This is a genomic window from Acinetobacter sp. ANC 5054, assembly GCF_002135295.1.
GTDB lineage: Bacteria > Pseudomonadota > Gammaproteobacteria > Pseudomonadales > Moraxellaceae > Acinetobacter.
The window spans coordinates 60052-75849 of record NZ_NEGG01000008.1 but is presented as its reverse complement, the minus strand read 5'-3'; the positions used below and the strand labels follow the sequence as shown (position 1 = coordinate 75849).

Genomic DNA, 15798 nt, shown 5'->3' with positions numbered 1-15798 from the left:
AACGGTTATTTCTTAGCTAAAAGTCGAATAAGTTGGTGGGTATCAAGTTGAATTTTTTAAATGTGGGTTCTTTAAATAAAGCAAATATCACGTCACAGCTATCAGATTATAAAATCTTACTTAAAGTACTATCAATTTACTAAATGCCCTAAAGGCATCGAATCAGGATAGGCTATAGCAAAGAAAGAGATGGATGCCAATGCTATTTTTGGCGAATACACAAATAGCAAAGATTAATTAAATGAGTTAAATAATGCCCAGTCAAAATTTGAAAACCAAACGCCCTTTATATATTCCCTATGCTGGAAATACCCTTTTAGAACTCCCACTCTTAAATAAAGGTTCTGCGTTTAATGAAGATGAACGCAAAAGTTTTAATTTACACGGTTTAATTCCACATGTAACTGAAACCATTGAAGAACAAAGCCAGCGTTCATATCAACAATATTGTGCTTTTAATAGCGACATCAATAAGCATATTTATCTACGTAATATCCAAGACACCAATGAAACCCTGTTTTATCATTTAATTGAAAATCATCTCAGTGAAATGATGCCGATTATTTATACCCCAACAGTGGGGGAGGCATGTCAACGTTTCTCGGATATTTACCGTCGTCATCGCGGGATTTTTATTTCCTACCCAGATCGTGATCATATTGATCAAATTATTCATAATGTGAATAAAAAGAACGTCAAAGTGATTGTGATCACCGATGGTGAACGCATCTTGGGCTTAGGTGACCAAGGTATTGGTGGGATGGGGATTCCTATCGGGAAATTATCGCTCTATACCGCCTGTGGTGGTATTAGCCCTGCTTATACATTGCCAATTACCCTAGATGTCGGAACCAATAATCAACAATTGCTCAATGACCCGATTTATATGGGGTGGCGTGAACCACGTATCAGTGGTGATGAATATTATGATTTCGTTGAAAATGTAATCCAAGCCATTCAACAGCGTTGGCCAGATGCATTAATTCAATTTGAAGATTTTGCGCAAAAAAATGCGATGCCATTACTGGAAAAATATCGCGATAAAATTTGCTGCTTTAATGATGATATTCAAGGAACAGCTGCTGTTTCGGTGGGTAGTTTAATTGCAGCATCACGAGCTGCGGGCAAGCAGCTGAAAGATCAAGTCGTGACTTTCTTGGGTGCGGGCTCAGCAGGTTGTGGTATCGCAGAACAAATCATTAAACAAATGGTGGCGGAAGGACTGACCGATGCCGAAGCACGTGCTCGTGTATTTATGGTCGACCGCTTTGGTTTGATCACAGAAAATCAGCCAAATTTGTTGGATTTTCAGCGTAAATTGGCGCAGTCCCCTGAAAATATTGCACATTGGGCAAATGCAGAATCGATGATTTCTTTGCTGGATGTGGTGAAACATGTGCATCCAAGTGTATTGATTGGTGTATCTGGGCAGCCGGGATTATTCAGTCAAGATGTGATTGAAGCGATGGCCTCAAATTGTGAACATCCAATTGTTTTACCATTATCGAATCCAACTTCACGTGTTGAAGCTGTACCAGCAGATATTTTGCAATGGACACTAGGTAAAGCATTAATTGCAACGGGTAGTCCATTTGCTCCAGTCAATTATCAAGGCAAAATCTATAATATTTCACAGTGTAATAACTCCTATATTTTCCCAGGTATTGGACTGGGCGTGTTGGCCTCTGGTGCGAAACGTGTGACTGAAAATATGTTGATGGCATCAAGTACTGCTTTGGCAGATTGCTCGCCTAAGTTGCAAGATATTGATGCAGACTTGTTGCCAAGTTTGGATCATTTGCAGGAGATCTCGAAAAAAATCGCGATTAAAGTGGCACTTGCAGCAATTGAAGATGGTGTTGCACCGAATGTCAGTGTTGAGGTTTTACAACATGCAATTGAAGTAAATTTCTGGAAACCAGAATATCGAGACTATGTAAGGGTAACTTACTAATTTAAAATAGATTAAGAGTAATGCGCCATATCGAGTGGCGCATTACTTTTTGGCTCGGATTTTGTAAAGGCATAAAAAAAGCCCCCATCTTTCGATGAGGGCTTTTTTGAATTTGGAGCGGGAAAGGAGACTCGAACTCCCGACCCCAACCTTGGCAAGGTTATGCTCTACCAACTGAGCTATTCCCGCGGAGTCTATCCTGTTTTTTTACTAAAAAACTGAATCGAAAAAAATTTGGAGCGGGAAAGGAGACTCGAACTCCCGACCCCAACCTTGGCAAGGTTATGCTCTACCAACTGAGCTATTCCCGCGGAGTCTATCCAATTTTTTAAATAAAAAACCGAATGAAAAAATTTTGAGCGGGAAAGGAGACTCGAACTCCCGACCCCAACCTTGGCAAGGTTATGCTCTACCAACTGAGCTATTCCCGCATAGCCACGTATAATACATTAAGGATTTTTCTGGTCAATCAATTTATGAAAATCTATGTATCGTTTGCATAAAATAAAAACAATTTGATGGTTTTTTAAGATGGATTTCGTTCAAATTTCTGAAAAAGACCTATTTTTAGCTGAATCATCCTGATTTATAACCAACAATGACACAGGAACTTGCACAATTACAGGCTATACTAAATGCAAGATAAGTCTATTGATTTTGGAGAACCATTTTGAGCTTGGAACAGCAATTGATTGAGCGCCTACAAACTTTAGCGCCAACACATCTTGAAGTGGTTAATGAATCGGCAGGTCATGGCGGCTATTTCCCGGGTAAAGAGTCACATTTTAAAGCGGTGATTGTGAGTGATGCTTTTGCTGGATTACGCTTAGTGCAGCGCCATCAAAAAGTCTATGCAGCTGCAGGTGATTTACTTAGTCCGGGGAAAATTCATGCTTTGGCGATTCATGCATTTTTAGCAGATGAGTGGAAAGGTCAAGATACTTCAAGTCCAGAATGTGCACATGCACCGAAAGCGGAATAATGAGTATGGATGCACATTTACTGATTAAAATTATTCATATGTGTGGTGCTGCGCTGATTATTTTCGTGATACTGGCGCGCGCTTCAACCTTGTTTAAATGTACGCAGGGCAATTTACCCAATCCAGCAGGGCGTAAATTCTTTACGGCCTTGCAACATGCCACAGTGACTCTATTGGTGCTGACAGGTGTGGTATTGCTATTTATGAAACATTTTGAGGTGCAACCGTGGTTCTACGCCAAAGTGGTGTTGTTCTTGGTCATGCTGTCATCTTTGGCAAAAGCCTATAAGAAAGAAGATACAGCATCGTTGGTGCAACGTCGTGCTGGCTTATTTATTGCAGCAATTTCACTTATTTTCATCATTACATTGGTTATAATCAAACCAATTTTTGGATAAACATTTATCCAATTGGCCATTTTCAAGGCCTGAATAGAAAAATACAAAGATTAGAGGGTTTTGAATGCGAACACGTGTGGTGTTTAACCAAAAAGGTGGCGTTGGTAAATCAAGTATTACTGTCAATTTGGCAGCAATGAGTGCACATCAGGGCTTGAAAACGTTGGTGATCGATCTCGATCCACAAGCCAATTCAAGCCAGTACTTATTGGGGGATGATGCGACATATTCTGCCGATAAACCTGCCTTGGAACCGAACATTGAAAATTATTTTGATGAGGTACTTGGAACACAGCAAAGTAAAGGTTTATTGGGCAACGCCATTGGTTCGATTCTAAAAAATCGTACAAAAGGTCTAGAAAGTTATGTGCATCAGTCGCCATTTAAAAATCTTGATGTGATTCCAGCCAGCCCAACTTTGGGGGCTTTGGCACATGCCTTAGAGTCAAAACATAAAATTTATAAATTACGTGATGCCTTGCAGCAGATTTCGGCTCAGTATGATCGCGTCTTTATTGATACACCACCTGCGTTCAATTTCTTTACCTTATCTGCACTGATCGCAGCTGATCGTGTGTTGATTCCCTTTGATTGTGACGTCTTTTCAAAACGTGCGTTGCAAACCTTAATTGAAAATGTACTAGAAACGCAGGACGATCATAACGACCACCTTGAAATAGAAGGTATTGTGGTCAATCAGTTCCAAGCCCAAGCGAAACTACCACGTGAAGTGGTGCAGCAACTCAAAGATGAAGGCTTACCAGTATTAGACAATATGCTGCCTCCTTCAGTAATGATGAAAGAATCGCATCACAAAAATCTACCATTAATTCATTTGGCTGCAGATCATAAATTGACGCAAGCCTATCAATCATTGTTCAATGAAATTGAGCAGAAGTAGTATCGAGAAATTTATGAAAACATATCAAATTGGTTTAGTGGCTTTGGGTAGTGTGTTGTTAGGCGCATGTGCGAGCACGCCTAAACCTGCATATGTTTCACCGACACAGTATCAGTCTTTGAGTTGTCAGCAACTTCAAAGCGAATATAACCGTATTCATGACTACATTGAAAATGGTGTAGAAACGCCTAAACGTACAGGCGTGGGTGTCGGTGTTGGTCTTGGTGGTGGTTGGGGTAGCCGCGGTGGTTGGGGAATTGGTCCAAGTATTTCAGTCAATATGGGACAGTCATCAAATACCAAACGTACTGAAATTTCACGTGTTTTAGGTGAGCAAGAAGCCATTGTTCAAGCTGCAAAATTTAAAGGTTGCCCGATTATTGTGAGAGCTAATTCTGCAACCAAAACAAAATAAATCCTGTGATTCGTGACGGGAAATAACTTTCCCTCCTGAGAAAAGTGTAATAAAAAATGTCAGTAGACCAAGCGTGTGCTGGCATTTTTTTTAAATCCGCTGGTCATCAAAATGTCATAGTTTAAAAATAATAAGCTTTTGAAAATAATAAATAAAAAATTTAGACTAGATTAAAAATTGCAATTTAACTCATTACTATTTCTTTTGATGATTCATTCTAGATTCATTTGATCTGACCTCTCGCGTACTTGTTTTTGCAAATTAGTTTCGGCTAAGGTGTGCGCTTTAACACGGTTGAACAAATTTTATGATTGAGAGTTGGCTTTTTGTATTGGCGATGATTGCGGTGCTTATGACCCCAGGTCCAACCAATGCATTATTGGCAAGCTCTGCACATCAAAAAGGGATTAGTCAAACGACTAAACTGATTCCAGCAGAACTGTTGGGTTATTTCTATGCCATTAACATTTGGGCGTTGATTATTCATTTAAGCACACCAGTTTGGCCTAACCTGATTCATATCTTACATTTTCTAAGTATTGTTTACGTGCTGTGGTTGGCTTTTCACTTATGGAAGACCTCACATCTGTATCAGTACAATCAAAAACATCCTTCGATTCAACCACGTGAGCTGTTTTTAGCCTCTTTAAAAAACCCGAAAGCACTCTTGTTTGCTGCCGGAATTTTCCCATATGAAACATGGGATAGCCCGTTTAATTTCATTAGTGTATTTGCTGTGTTTAGTATGGTCTTGCTACCTGTGGCACTATTTTGGATGTCATTTGGTCGTGTTATTTTGGCAGGGAAAACGCAAAAAATTAAGGCCGATTTCTTATATAAAGGGTCGGCCTTGATGTTGATTTTAGGGATGTTTCCTGTGGTTCTACGCTTTTTTTCTTAAGACCAATTTACTACGTATCATTTATGATTTTTTAAGTTTGGCACGAATAAAGCCAATTATACCCGGCAATACACTGATAATAATGATGCCGAAAATTAAGTGGGTAAAGTTGTCTTTGACAATCGGCATGTTGCCAAATACGTAACCTAAGGCAATAAACGAACCTACCCAACAAATGGCCCCAATCATGTTATACGTCAGGAAAAACTTATAATTCATGCTGCCTGCACCTGCGACAAAGGGTGCAAATGTACGTGCGAATGGAATAAAACGTGCAAAAATAATGGTTTTACCACCATGTTTTTCAAAGAATTTTTGTGTATTTACCAAATGCTGACGGTTAATAAAACGAGATTCAATTTCAAATACACGTGGACCAATATATTTACCAATATGGTAATTCAACGTATCGCCTAATACTGCTGCGATAAAGAGTAAAACGACCAAAACCCATGGATCCATGACACCTGTAGACGCTGCCAATGCACCCGCTGCAAAAAGTAAGCTATCACCGGGTAAAAACGGCATGACCACTAGACCCGTTTCGACAAAAATAATTAGAAACAGAATTGCATATATCCATACGCCATAATTGGTTATAAACTCGAGTAAATGGTCATCAACATGTAATATAAAATCAATCAGTTCCATGGGGCTTTAATACGTGAAATAGTGCCCAAATGCTATCAGTCCCGATAGGCAAAGTCAGTATTAAAACGTAATTAATTTCCCAAGCGCTTGTTCTATAAATAGAATGATGAATCTTAAAAAATCATATTTAAATAGAATAAGAAACGACCTAAGCTGTGCACATCTTCTGAGCAATATTAAATTAGGTTTTACTATGTTTAATCCAAATGTGATCGTGAAAAATTTCAGTCTACAGCCACAAGTTAATGCCGTGATCAGCCTCATTGCACGTATTTTAATGGCCTATATTTTTATAGTGGCAGGCTGGGGAAAAATTACAGGTTATAGCGCAACGGCAGGTTATATGGAGTCGATGGGTGTTCCAGCAGCGCTGCTTCCCTTGACGATTTTGGTTGAGCTTGGCGGTGGTTTAGCCTTACTCTTTGGATTTCAAGCATGCTTTGCGGCATTGGGCTTAACGGTATTTAGCTTAATTACAGCATTTATCTTCCATAATGGTGCTAAGGATGCAATTAACCTTATGAAAAACTTAGCTATGTCAGGTGGCTTATTATTCTTAATGTTACATGGTGCAGGTAAAATTAGTCTTGATCATTTGATCGAAAAAAAATAAGACGCGTAGTACAGCAATACAATAAAGCGGTTCTCAGCCTGACTGGAAACCGCTTTATTTTTGCTTGAAAACGTTACAAAAACTCACTCAACTCTGGACAGAATTTTGTTTAGATTGAATACTAAAACATTGCATAACAGGTATGAAAATGAATAAAAAAATCGCACTCATGTTATTTGCCAGCGCTGTTTGCGTCAGTTCCCAGCTTTGGGCTGGAGATGATCTTGCTATTATTCAGGCAGCCAGTGAACGCCATGTACAAGTCGCGGATATTAAAGGCTTGCCAGATGCAACTGCAATCACGCTTTCAGGGACTTTGGTTAAGCATTTGAATCAGGAAAATTATGAATTTGATGACGGAACTGGATTAATTTTGCTGGAAATTGACAATGATCTTTGGAAAGACGCAGGCATTCAAGCAGGGGAAAAAGTGCGTGTGGTAGGGGAAGTTGATACGCACCGCTACAAGCCGACAGATGTAGAAGTGGTCAAGATAGAAAAACTGACAGAATAAAAGTGTATTGAGGTGAAATTGGCCCCGCAGGCATCATTTTAAAAAGCCGATGATGCCTGTCTCTGAATGACTCATTTTATGATGTGAAAAAAGCAATAAAAATCATTATTTATGGCCCTGTCCGAATAGTGTGCGAAAGTCCGAGAAAAATGCTAGAATACGGCGCTTATATTCGTTGCCTGCATAGTTGTTTGCCATGACTACCAATACCCAAATTACTGAAGACCGTATCCTGATTTTGGATTTCGGTTCTCAATATAGTCAGCTTATTGCACGTCGTGTACGTGAAGCTGGTGTTTATTCAGAAATGTACGCATTTGATATGTCTGAAGAAGACATTCGTGCATTTAACCCAAACGGGATCATCCTTTCAGGTGGTCCAGAAAGTGTTCATGAAGAAGGTAGTCCGCGCGCACCACAAGTTGTATTTGAACTTGGTGTACCAGTACTTGGTATTTGCTATGGTCTACAAACCATGTCAGAACAACTTGGCGGTAAAGTAGAGCCAGGTACAGTACATGAATTTGGTTATGCAGAAGTTGATATTAAAGTCCGTGATGCTTTAATTGGTGACCTTGAAGATTCAGCAAACAAACTGAAAGTTTGGATGAGTCACGGCGATAAAGTAACTGCGATTCCAGAAGGTTTCCAAGTAACTGCAAGTACCCCAAGCTGCCCATTCGCAATGGTGTCTGACGAAGCGCGTCGTTTCTACGGTATCCAATTCCATCCAGAAGTGACTCACACAGCGAAAGGTGCTGAGTTGTTATCAAACTTCGTTCACGGAATTTGCGGTTGCCGTAACCTTTGGAACTCAGAAAACATTATCGATTTACGTGTTGAACAACTTCGCGCGCAAATTGGCGATCAAAAAGTTCTTTTGGGTCTTTCAGGTGGTGTGGATTCATCGGTTGTTGCTGCGCTTTTACATAAAGCGATTGGCGATCAATTGACTTGCGTATTCGTGGATAACGGTTTACTTCGTTTGAACGAAGGCGAGCAAGTGATGGACATGTTTGCGAAAAACATGGGTATCCGTGTAATTCGTGCTGATGCTGAAAATCGTTTCTTAACTGCGCTTGCGGGCGAAGTTGATCCTGAGAAAAAACGTAAAATCATTGGTCGTGAATTCATCGAAGTCTTTGCTGAAGAAGCGCGTAAACTTGATGGCGTAAACTTCCTTGCTCAAGGTACGATTTACCCAGACGTGATCGAATCTGCTGCAACTAAAAACGGTAAGGCACATGTGATTAAATCACACCATAACGTGGGTGGTTTACCAGAAGATTTAGCTTTTGAATTGGTTGAGCCAATCCGTGATTTGTTTAAAGACGAAGTTCGCCGTTTAGGTACAACTTTAGGTCTTCCATTTGAAATGCTTTACCGTCATCCATTCCCAGGCCCAGGTCTTGGTGTGCGTATCCTTGGCGAAGTGAAAAAAGAATATGCAGATATTCTTCGTCTTGCTGATGACATCTTTATGCAAGAACTTCGCGCAAGTGGCTGGTATGACAAAACTGCTCAAGCATTTGCGGTATTCCAACCCGTTAAATCTGTTGGTGTAGTCGGTGATGGCCGTCGTTATGCATGGGTAATCGCACTTCGCGCAGTTGAAACTGTAGACTTCATGACTGCACGTTTCGCACACCTTCCTTATGATCTAGTCGATAAAATTTCGACTCGTATCATGAACGAAATTGCTGACGTTTCTCGTGTGGTGTATGACGTATCGTCTAAACCACCAGCTACGATTGAATGGGAGTAATTTAGGGCTTTCAAGAAACAACGTTTCTTGCCTAAATTACGGCAAAGGCTATGCTTGAGGCTATTTAGGGTAACCTAATTATTTCAATAAAAAAGAGCGCTTCGGCGCTCTTTTTTTATGTGGTTAGTTTTATGTAAAGTGGATCTAGAGCAGTTGATTCGATTCCAATGCTTTTTAAGAAACCTTCATATTGTCTTGGATTTAACGCAATAATTCTTTTTAAAATAGCAAAAGAAGCTTTATTCATCTCAGGTTGTTCTAAGGGAGTAAAGGATCTTTCGAATATTCCTGCTAAGTGCGAATATTCATTATTAATTCTATCTGTAAAGGTAAATACTAAATGTTCACCCCAAAGAGATTTGAGCTTTTCAGTATCTGTGTTAGAGAATCCATCGGGATAGTGAAAGTTAGAATATAGCTCCAAAAATTTTCTAGCATTATTGGGGAAGTTATAAAAAACATTATAGTTTTGATCGTTAATGTTTTCTTCGCTTGCGCACAGATGTAGTTGATGAAATAGGAAGTTAAGTTCTGAAAAATAGTTTTTCATATAATTTGGCATTTGAACTATAGCTGAGGAATCAAAGTTTCTTTTAATAATGAAAAATTGTATGTTGCCCCATTTTTTGCCATTGAGCCGTTTTAGGTATTTTAAAAACTCTAAATTATGTGTTGATATAAACAGTTGCCCAAATTTTTGATTGACGACTATTTTTTCTTCAATTAGTGAAAAAATAAAGAAAATATGGTTACTATCTAAACTACTAATAGGATCATCAATCCAAATAATTGGTTTATTACCTTGATCTAAATCATCTTGGATTTTAGCCAAAAAATAGCAAAAAGAAATTAAACTACATTCGCCCTCACTCAAATTGTGAGCTTTAGTTTTAACTCCATTCTTAAGTCGCTGTATTTCAAATTTTATAGATTGCCCATTAGTACTAACGGTTTCAATAGGCTCAAGACTCAAGTATTGATGACCAAAATCATGCTGTAGAATTTCATTAATGCATCTACATGCTTCACCCTCAGATTTTAATTTCGCTTTTTCAATCTCAATGTCTGACAGTATTGTAGCTTTTCTAGAATTGAGTGTTTCGAGTTCTGTTTTTAATGGTTCAATTGCTTGAAAAGATAGGTCGATATCTAAATTTTGTTGTGTGTAATTAATATCCTGTAAGAAATGATATACGTGGTTGAGGCGCAATGCATTTTTAGCTTCTATTTGTTGATTTTTTAAGTCACTATTTAATTGAATACACTTATCTCTAATATCAGAAATTTGCTTAAGAATAGTTGTTATTTCCAGAGAATAATCTTGCGGATTTATAGATTCTACTTCTATAAAAGGGTTCTCTAGTTTCTGCTCGAGTGCTACTTTGAGTTGTTTAAGTGATGCTTTTTGCTTACTAAAAGTAGAGTGTAGATTTGAGCTTAATGCTGATAGCTTAGAGTAATATTGTTGATAATAGAGATTAAGATCTAAAGTGAATTTTAATATTTCACTATTTAAATCATTATCTAGAAACTGAATACCTTTTGATATTCTGCTCTGAAGGAGTTGAAATTCTTGATTGAAATGTTGTTTAAGAGATTGTTCTCTTTCTTCTGAAATCTTGTTACTACAAAATGCACAAGTGTCTCGATTATGGTGGAGTTGATGTCCTGTTTGTACCCATGCGTTTAGTGTAGGGTTATTTGTTAATTCGTCAATTTTGCCACTAAGGCTAACAACAGTTTTTAAAGTTTCATTAGTTGCTTGAACAAGTGACAAGAAGTTTAAAGTGTATTTAGGTATGTCAGGTGGAGAGGGTAATTCAGTTTGTCTTATTAATGCTAGTTTTTCTGCTTTTTGATCGTCAGTTAAAACTTGAAAATTAGATTTTTTAGCTTCAGCGATATCGCTATTAAGCTTAGTTATGTTGTAATTAATCTCACCAAAAAGGTCATGTTGATATTTTATCGATTCTAAGCCACGAGTTGCTTTATCTGATAAGTTTTTATCTAAGTTACGTACTTTAGTTTGGTGATCAGTTTTAGCACTTTTAAGTTCATTATCTTTATTGTGAATATCAAGATATATACCAGATTTACTAATTTCTTCATTTGAGCCAAGCTCGATTTCTAACTGTGTAATTTTATCTAAAATCTGCTGATTTTCACCACCTAATGTCACAGAAAAAGATTCAATATTTGCATTTTCATCATGAATGAATTTTAAGTTTTCTTTGACGAAATCGGAGTTGTAAACATGAATTGGGTGAGTGAACTCTGAAAGATTTACTTGGGTAATTGGGTTGCCTGTTTGAAATTGAATTTCAAAATTAGGGTTATCATATTTACTCGATATTCTTTTGGTTTCTAATGCCCGAATAATTTTAGAAAGGCTAGTTTTTCCTGAATAATTTCGACCATAGAAAATGTTGATATCTTTAAAGTCATAAGTTTGATTCTGTTGATTGGCTATGGATAGATGAGTATTCCAATCAAAATTTTTAAAAATTGAAAAATTATCAATTTTTGATATACGCTTAATTTTCACCTTTTCCCCTTAATTTTTTAATATTCAAATATTTATTGATTTTTTAAATATACTTTTTGGTTGAGATTTGTTCAATAAAAAAAGAGCGCACCAGCGCTCTTTTTTTATCTACATTTTATTTATATACAATTGACCATGATGGATCGTTTTGATTTTCGATTTTTGATTCACTTTTGGTTTTATGGCTAAATGACTTCCACGCTTTAGTGGCTTTATTTTCTGGTTTCATTGTTGGGTCATAGCGCTCAACACGATTACGCCCATTTTCTTTAGCACGATACAATGCAATATCAGCTTGTTTAATCAGTTCATTCAAATTTTGTTTATGTGATTTAAGCTGTGAAACACCAATGGAAACTGTGAATTTAATAGGGTGATTCGCGATATTTAGCAAACATTGATTTTGAAGTGTTAAACGAATTCGTTCAGCAATTAACATCGCATCTTGAATTTGTGTTTCTGACAGAAGCACAATAAATTCTTCACCGCCAAAGCGTGCCAATACATCCTTTTGACGCATTTCCTTACGTGTCGTTTCGGCAATGCATTGCAGCACTTGGTCCCCGACATCATGTCCATAATTATCATTGATCTTTTTAAAATGATCGACATCAAACATGAGTAAACAGGTGCTCGCAGGCGTCGGCCATTCATGAATACGATGCTCTGCAACTTGGACAAACTGACGGCGGTTATAAAGCTGCGTTAATTCGTCTGTATGCGCCAAATTTTTCAAGGTATGCATATTCCAATCGTCTAAGAGCGTCCGCAAAAAATGTCGACGTGCATTGAGGGTATTGTTCCAACTCATATGCAGGCTGATCATCCAAATAGGGATTGAAACAACCACAAAGATTAATGCTTGCTGCCAAGCCAGCAACTTTACCACAGCAAAATAGACCAACGCAGTAATCATGCCTGAGCAATATAGTGCAGGCTTAAACTGAGTTTGTATGCTGACATTGGCAATTAAAATAAAGATAGCAGCAGCATAGATATAAGAAGAGACAAAGGGACTATTGGATGCCAGTAATAAGCCAATCCAAATTGCGGTACTACATGTAGTTGAAATGGGAAGAATCATATCCAAGAGTCGAATGTCTTTTTTGCTTCTAAAAAAATAAAAACAAACGATTAATGAAGCAAGGACCATGGCAACACGAGATAAACCTGACCAAAAAAGCATGTCAGGAATAATTAACATATCTGCAAAGAAATACAGCAGAAAGGTAATCTGTGCGATGTAGTTGATTTGACGGAGATAAGGCAGTTGATGGCTATACTGATGCTTTAAAAAATAACTTTTAAACTGGCTAGGGATACGCGCATAAGGGTCCGCAAGCGCTTGTTCAATCTCAGCGCGATTTGCAAGATCACATTCAGACAATTTCAACATATGTGCCTGATTTTTATGGTCCCCATGAGCAGACGAATCAGTCCGGGAACTCATTCGTACATTAACCGACATGACCTTTCTCCAATAGCTAAAAGCTTACAAAAATTATGGATAAAAATTGGGCGAAATGAACTACCTGAAACTAGGTATTTTATGGAATACATGATCAAAAACAGTGCAATAGAGTGTTACAAATTGTGTTTTAACTTGCTGTTTTATAAATTGATATTGCGTTCCTACCCGAAGCCTTAGCTTGATAAAGTGCTTGATCTGCCATGCGGATCACGTTGTGTAAATCACGATTTTTTTGTCCAAATTCAGCGATCCCAATCGACACGGTAAACTTAAGCTTTTGCTGTGTCTCAAGTTTTAAATAAGATGATTCGATTGCTTTTCGGAGCCTTTCAGCAATTTCTTGAGCTTGATGCAGAGTGGTTCGCGGTAAAAGGATGATAAATTCTTCACCACCAAAGCGAGCAATAATATCTTGGCTGCGTAACGCATTTCGGCTGATGTCAGCAATCTGTTGTAAAACATGATCACCAATAAAGTGCCCATATTGATCGTTGATATTTTTAAACTTATCGACATCAAACATCAGTAAAGTTAAGGGTTGTATCGGTTTGAGCTGACCATGAATATGGTAATTGGCCAATTGAATAAAATGCCGTCGATTATTAAGGCCAGTCAATACATCTGTGTGTGCCATGATATTCAGAGCTTCACGGTTTAATTGATCTAATTTGCTATGTAAAAACACAATTCGAGATTTTTGTGTCGAATTCCAGCTGATATATAAGCTAAAAAGCAGGACTGGAGTATAGATCAGTGCAAATAGTTTAAGTTGATGTAAATTACCTGAAACAGCAACATACGCACCGTACAGCATAATGCAGCTTATACAGAAAGAAATCAGCAAGACTGCCTTAAAGCGAATTTGCACACAGAGATTGGCCAATACAATAAAAACCAAAGAGGCATATAAATAGATTGGGACATCGGGACTGTTGGACAGATTGAGCAGCCAAAACCACAAAATACTTGCACCAATGATCGACATCGGGAGCATCAGATCAAACAGTAAAATACTTTTACTAAACTTATAAATGGCAATCGTCGTCAAAGCCATGCAGAGGGTATATAGGCTTTTTAAAATGATTGCAGTGAAGCCAACATCGCTGAGAATAAACCAATCCGCTATAACGTATGAGATATACGCCAATTGAGCGACAAGATTGACCTGTAGGAAAAATTTAAACAATTGTGGCTGATGATAATGATAAAACTCTTGGCGAAATTGAGCAGGCACATGAACAAACGATTGTTTCAGTACCTTTTTAATTAACACACGTGATTCTTTTTTGTACTCGTTGATCATGCGTGATTACCGTCAATTCGGATTCGCTCTTGTGTGAGTTTATGTAACACGGTTAATCTATCTCAATTTTACTAAAAAATAAAATAAAATATATCAAAGGTTTGATTGTTTATGAGAATGGAAGGATTTTTGGTGCATGAGGATACTGTTACTTATATTTACAATTCACATGAATTTCACAAGTGATTTTAATCATACAAGGTGCATAAAAAATCTACGAGACGATATATAGGTATGTCATATTAGGCAACAAATTAGCTATTGTCCTATTGCTGTGATTCAGCGTATTAATGACAGCTGAAGATGATTAAAAATATGCAGATATAATGTAAAAAACGTATAGCAACAGCCGCTTGAAAATGACGGTTTAGCCAAATTTAGGGTAGTGATATGACCAACACCAATTACACAGAATTATCTCATTCAGACGATTGTGAAAAATACGTCAATCAATTTATTCAAGAATTCCCGTTACGTCGTGCCGAAATTGGTCAAGGGACGGTCATTAAGCGTGCTTTGCCGAGTCGACATAAAAGGATGATTGGAGCATGGTGCTTCTTAGACCATGCGGGTCCTGTCCATTTTCCACAAGGTGATGGTTTGGATGTCGGTCCGCACCCACATATTGGTTTGCAAACCTTCACATGGATGATTGATGGCACCATGATGCATACCGATAGTTTAGGTACGCATCAGCTTATTCAGCCTAAACAAGTGAATTTGATGACGGCTGGTTATGGCATTTCACATACCGAAGTCGCGCCAGATACTGAAACACAAATGCATGCAGCACAGCTTTGGATTGCCTTACCTGATGATAAAATCAATATGGCACCGCGCTTTGACCATTACCCCGAATTGCCTGTGCTTAGCCAAGATGGCATTGAATTTACGGTATTGGTGGGCGAGTTCTTGGCGACACGTTCTCCTGTGCAGGTGCATAGTGAATTGCTTGGAGTCGATTTATCTGCGCAAGACAGCACCAGTGCTACGCTACCTTTGAACCCTAAATTTGAATACGGCTTTATGGCCTTAGAGGGGACAGCCACAGTCAATGGGCATGAGTTGAATGAAGACAATATGGTGGTGTTAGAACCCGGTTTAAAACAAGTTAAAATTGATGTGCATGCAGGTAGTCGGGTTTTATTGCTGGGTGGTGAACCATTTGAATCGCCAATTTTACTTTGGTGGAACTTTGTTGGGCGTACGCAAGAAGAGCTTAATTTAGCGCGTGAGCAATGGATAAATCAGGATGAGCGTTTCGGTTCTATTCCTGATTATGAAGGGCCAAGACTAGAAGCCCCTGCATTTCCTGACAAAATGCGTGCTTCACGTTAAGACAAATATTAAAAGTAAAAGATCACTTTCTGAAAATTAGCATACAT

At 38.2% G+C, this 15798-nt stretch carries 14 protein-coding genes and 3 tRNA genes; 10 read left to right on the top strand and 7 right to left on the bottom strand.

The window, feature by feature from the left end; all coding sequences use genetic code 11:
- The first annotated feature begins 253 nt into the window (after nucleotides 1-253).
- The gene (locus tag B9T33_RS09655) at nucleotides 254-1954 is read left to right on the top strand and encodes an NAD-dependent malic enzyme (protein ID WP_086178705.1); all 1701 of its coding nucleotides are present in this window, start codon (nucleotides 254-256) and stop codon (nucleotides 1952-1954) included.
- Nucleotides 1955-2067: 113 nt separating this feature from the next.
- Here the strand turns inward: B9T33_RS09655 and B9T33_RS09650 are convergent.
- The 3 genes from B9T33_RS09650 to B9T33_RS09640 all read right to left on the bottom strand — a co-directional run bounded on the left by B9T33_RS09650 (nucleotide 2068) and on the right by B9T33_RS09640 (nucleotide 2385).
- A tRNA-Gly gene (locus tag B9T33_RS09650) sits at nucleotides 2068-2143 on the bottom strand.
- 46 nt (nucleotides 2144-2189) lie between these two features.
- Nucleotides 2190-2265: transfer RNA gene (locus tag B9T33_RS09645), tRNA-Gly, on the bottom strand.
- Between the two features lie 47 nt (nucleotides 2266-2312).
- Nucleotides 2313-2385: transfer RNA gene (locus B9T33_RS09640), tRNA-Gly, on the bottom strand.
- A 239-nt stretch (nucleotides 2386-2624) separates the two neighbouring features.
- On the opposite strand from B9T33_RS09640, the gene B9T33_RS09635 reads away from it, so the two are divergent.
- The 5 genes from B9T33_RS09635 to B9T33_RS09615 all read left to right on the top strand — a co-directional run bounded on the left by B9T33_RS09635 (nucleotide 2625) and on the right by B9T33_RS09615 (nucleotide 5551).
- Nucleotides 2625-2936 carry a BolA family protein gene (locus B9T33_RS09635; RefSeq protein ID WP_086178704.1) on the top strand — a complete coding sequence of 104 codons (312 nt, stop codon included), beginning with the start codon at nucleotides 2625-2627 and terminating at the stop codon, nucleotides 2934-2936.
- Between the two features lie 5 nt (nucleotides 2937-2941).
- A complete protein-coding gene (locus B9T33_RS09630) occupies nucleotides 2942-3334 on the top strand; it encodes a SirB2 family protein (RefSeq protein ID WP_086178785.1) in 393 nt (130 codons plus the stop codon).
- 64 nt (nucleotides 3335-3398) lie between these two features.
- Nucleotides 3399-4235, top strand: coding sequence for a ParA family protein (locus B9T33_RS09625; RefSeq protein ID WP_086178703.1), 837 nt, complete (start codon nucleotides 3399-3401; stop codon nucleotides 4233-4235).
- Between the two features lie 13 nt (nucleotides 4236-4248).
- Complete coding sequence (locus tag B9T33_RS09620; RefSeq protein WP_086178702.1) at nucleotides 4249-4650, top strand: hypothetical protein; 402 nt, start codon at nucleotides 4249-4251, stop codon at nucleotides 4648-4650.
- 307 nt (nucleotides 4651-4957) lie between these two features.
- Nucleotides 4958-5551, top strand: a complete 594-nt coding sequence (locus tag B9T33_RS09615) for a LysE family translocator (protein ID WP_086178701.1) — start codon at nucleotides 4958-4960, stop codon at nucleotides 5549-5551.
- Nucleotides 5552-5572: 21 nt separating this feature from the next.
- Here B9T33_RS09615 and B9T33_RS09610 read toward each other — a convergent pair whose 3' ends face one another.
- Nucleotides 5573-6202, bottom strand: a complete 630-nt coding sequence (locus B9T33_RS09610; protein ID WP_086178700.1) for a DedA family protein — start codon at nucleotides 6200-6202, stop codon at nucleotides 5573-5575.
- 193 nt (nucleotides 6203-6395) lie between these two features.
- Between B9T33_RS09610 and B9T33_RS09605 the strand changes: the two genes are divergently transcribed.
- From B9T33_RS09605 to guaA, 3 genes are all read left to right on the top strand, one after another.
- Complete coding sequence (locus B9T33_RS09605) at nucleotides 6396-6815, top strand: DoxX family protein (RefSeq protein WP_086178699.1); 420 nt, start codon at nucleotides 6396-6398, stop codon at nucleotides 6813-6815.
- Nucleotides 6816-6963: 148 nt separating this feature from the next.
- Nucleotides 6964-7329, top strand: a complete 366-nt coding sequence (locus B9T33_RS09600; protein WP_228145809.1) for a NirD/YgiW/YdeI family stress tolerance protein — start codon at nucleotides 6964-6966, stop codon at nucleotides 7327-7329.
- Nucleotides 7330-7525: 196 nt separating this feature from the next.
- Entirely contained in the window at nucleotides 7526-9094 is a 1569-nt protein-coding gene (gene guaA, locus B9T33_RS09595; RefSeq protein WP_086178697.1) for a glutamine-hydrolyzing GMP synthase, read from the top strand.
- Nucleotides 9095-9209: 115 nt separating this feature from the next.
- Here guaA and B9T33_RS09590 read toward each other — a convergent pair whose 3' ends face one another.
- From B9T33_RS09590 to B9T33_RS09580, 3 genes are all read right to left on the bottom strand, one after another.
- A complete protein-coding gene (locus B9T33_RS09590) occupies nucleotides 9210-11639 on the bottom strand; it encodes an AAA family ATPase (RefSeq protein WP_086178696.1) in 2430 nt (809 codons plus the stop codon).
- A 115-nt stretch (nucleotides 11640-11754) separates the two neighbouring features.
- Nucleotides 11755-13089 carry a GGDEF domain-containing protein gene (locus tag B9T33_RS09585; RefSeq protein ID WP_086178784.1) on the bottom strand — a complete coding sequence of 445 codons (1335 nt, stop codon included), beginning with the start codon at nucleotides 13087-13089 and terminating at the stop codon, nucleotides 11755-11757.
- Between the two features lie 148 nt (nucleotides 13090-13237).
- The gene (locus B9T33_RS09580) at nucleotides 13238-14413 is read right to left on the bottom strand and encodes a GGDEF domain-containing protein (RefSeq protein ID WP_086178695.1); all 1176 of its coding nucleotides are present in this window, start codon (nucleotides 14411-14413) and stop codon (nucleotides 13238-13240) included.
- Between the two features lie 390 nt (nucleotides 14414-14803).
- Here B9T33_RS09580 and B9T33_RS09575 point away from each other — a divergent pair, with 390 nt between their 5' ends.
- A complete protein-coding gene (locus B9T33_RS09575; RefSeq protein ID WP_086178694.1) occupies nucleotides 14804-15751 on the top strand; it encodes a pirin family protein in 948 nt (315 codons plus the stop codon).
- Nucleotides 15752-15798 lie beyond the last annotated feature (47 nt).

Bases quoted from the DNA above. Each gene is read 5' to 3' on its own strand.
- B9T33_RS09655 (WP_086178705.1), top strand. From the start codon at position 254: ATGCCCAGTCAAAATTTGAAAACCAAACGCCCTTTATATATTCCCTAT.
- B9T33_RS09630 (WP_086178785.1), top strand. From the start codon at position 2,942: ATGGATGCACATTTACTGATTAAAATTATTCATATGTGTGGTGCTGCG.
- B9T33_RS09625 (WP_086178703.1), top strand. From the start codon at position 3,399: ATGCGAACACGTGTGGTGTTTAACCAAAAAGGTGGCGTTGGTAAATCA.
- B9T33_RS09620 (WP_086178702.1), top strand. From the start codon at position 4,249: ATGAAAACATATCAAATTGGTTTAGTGGCTTTGGGTAGTGTGTTGTTA.
- B9T33_RS09615 (WP_086178701.1), top strand. From the start codon at position 4,958: ATGATTGAGAGTTGGCTTTTTGTATTGGCGATGATTGCGGTGCTTATG.
- B9T33_RS09610 (WP_086178700.1), bottom strand. From the start codon at position 6,202: ATGGAACTGATTGATTTTATATTACATGTTGATGACCATTTACTCGAG.
- B9T33_RS09605 (WP_086178699.1), top strand. From the start codon at position 6,396: ATGTTTAATCCAAATGTGATCGTGAAAAATTTCAGTCTACAGCCACAA.
- B9T33_RS09600 (WP_228145809.1), top strand. From the start codon at position 6,964: ATGAATAAAAAAATCGCACTCATGTTATTTGCCAGCGCTGTTTGCGTC.
- guaA (WP_086178697.1), top strand. From the start codon at position 7,526: ATGACTACCAATACCCAAATTACTGAAGACCGTATCCTGATTTTGGAT.
- B9T33_RS09585 (WP_086178784.1), bottom strand. From the start codon at position 13,089: ATGAGTTCCCGGACTGATTCGTCTGCTCATGGGGACCATAAAAATCAG.
- B9T33_RS09580 (WP_086178695.1), bottom strand. From the start codon at position 14,413: ATGATCAACGAGTACAAAAAAGAATCACGTGTGTTAATTAAAAAGGTA.
- B9T33_RS09575 (WP_086178694.1), top strand. From the start codon at position 14,804: ATGACCAACACCAATTACACAGAATTATCTCATTCAGACGATTGTGAA.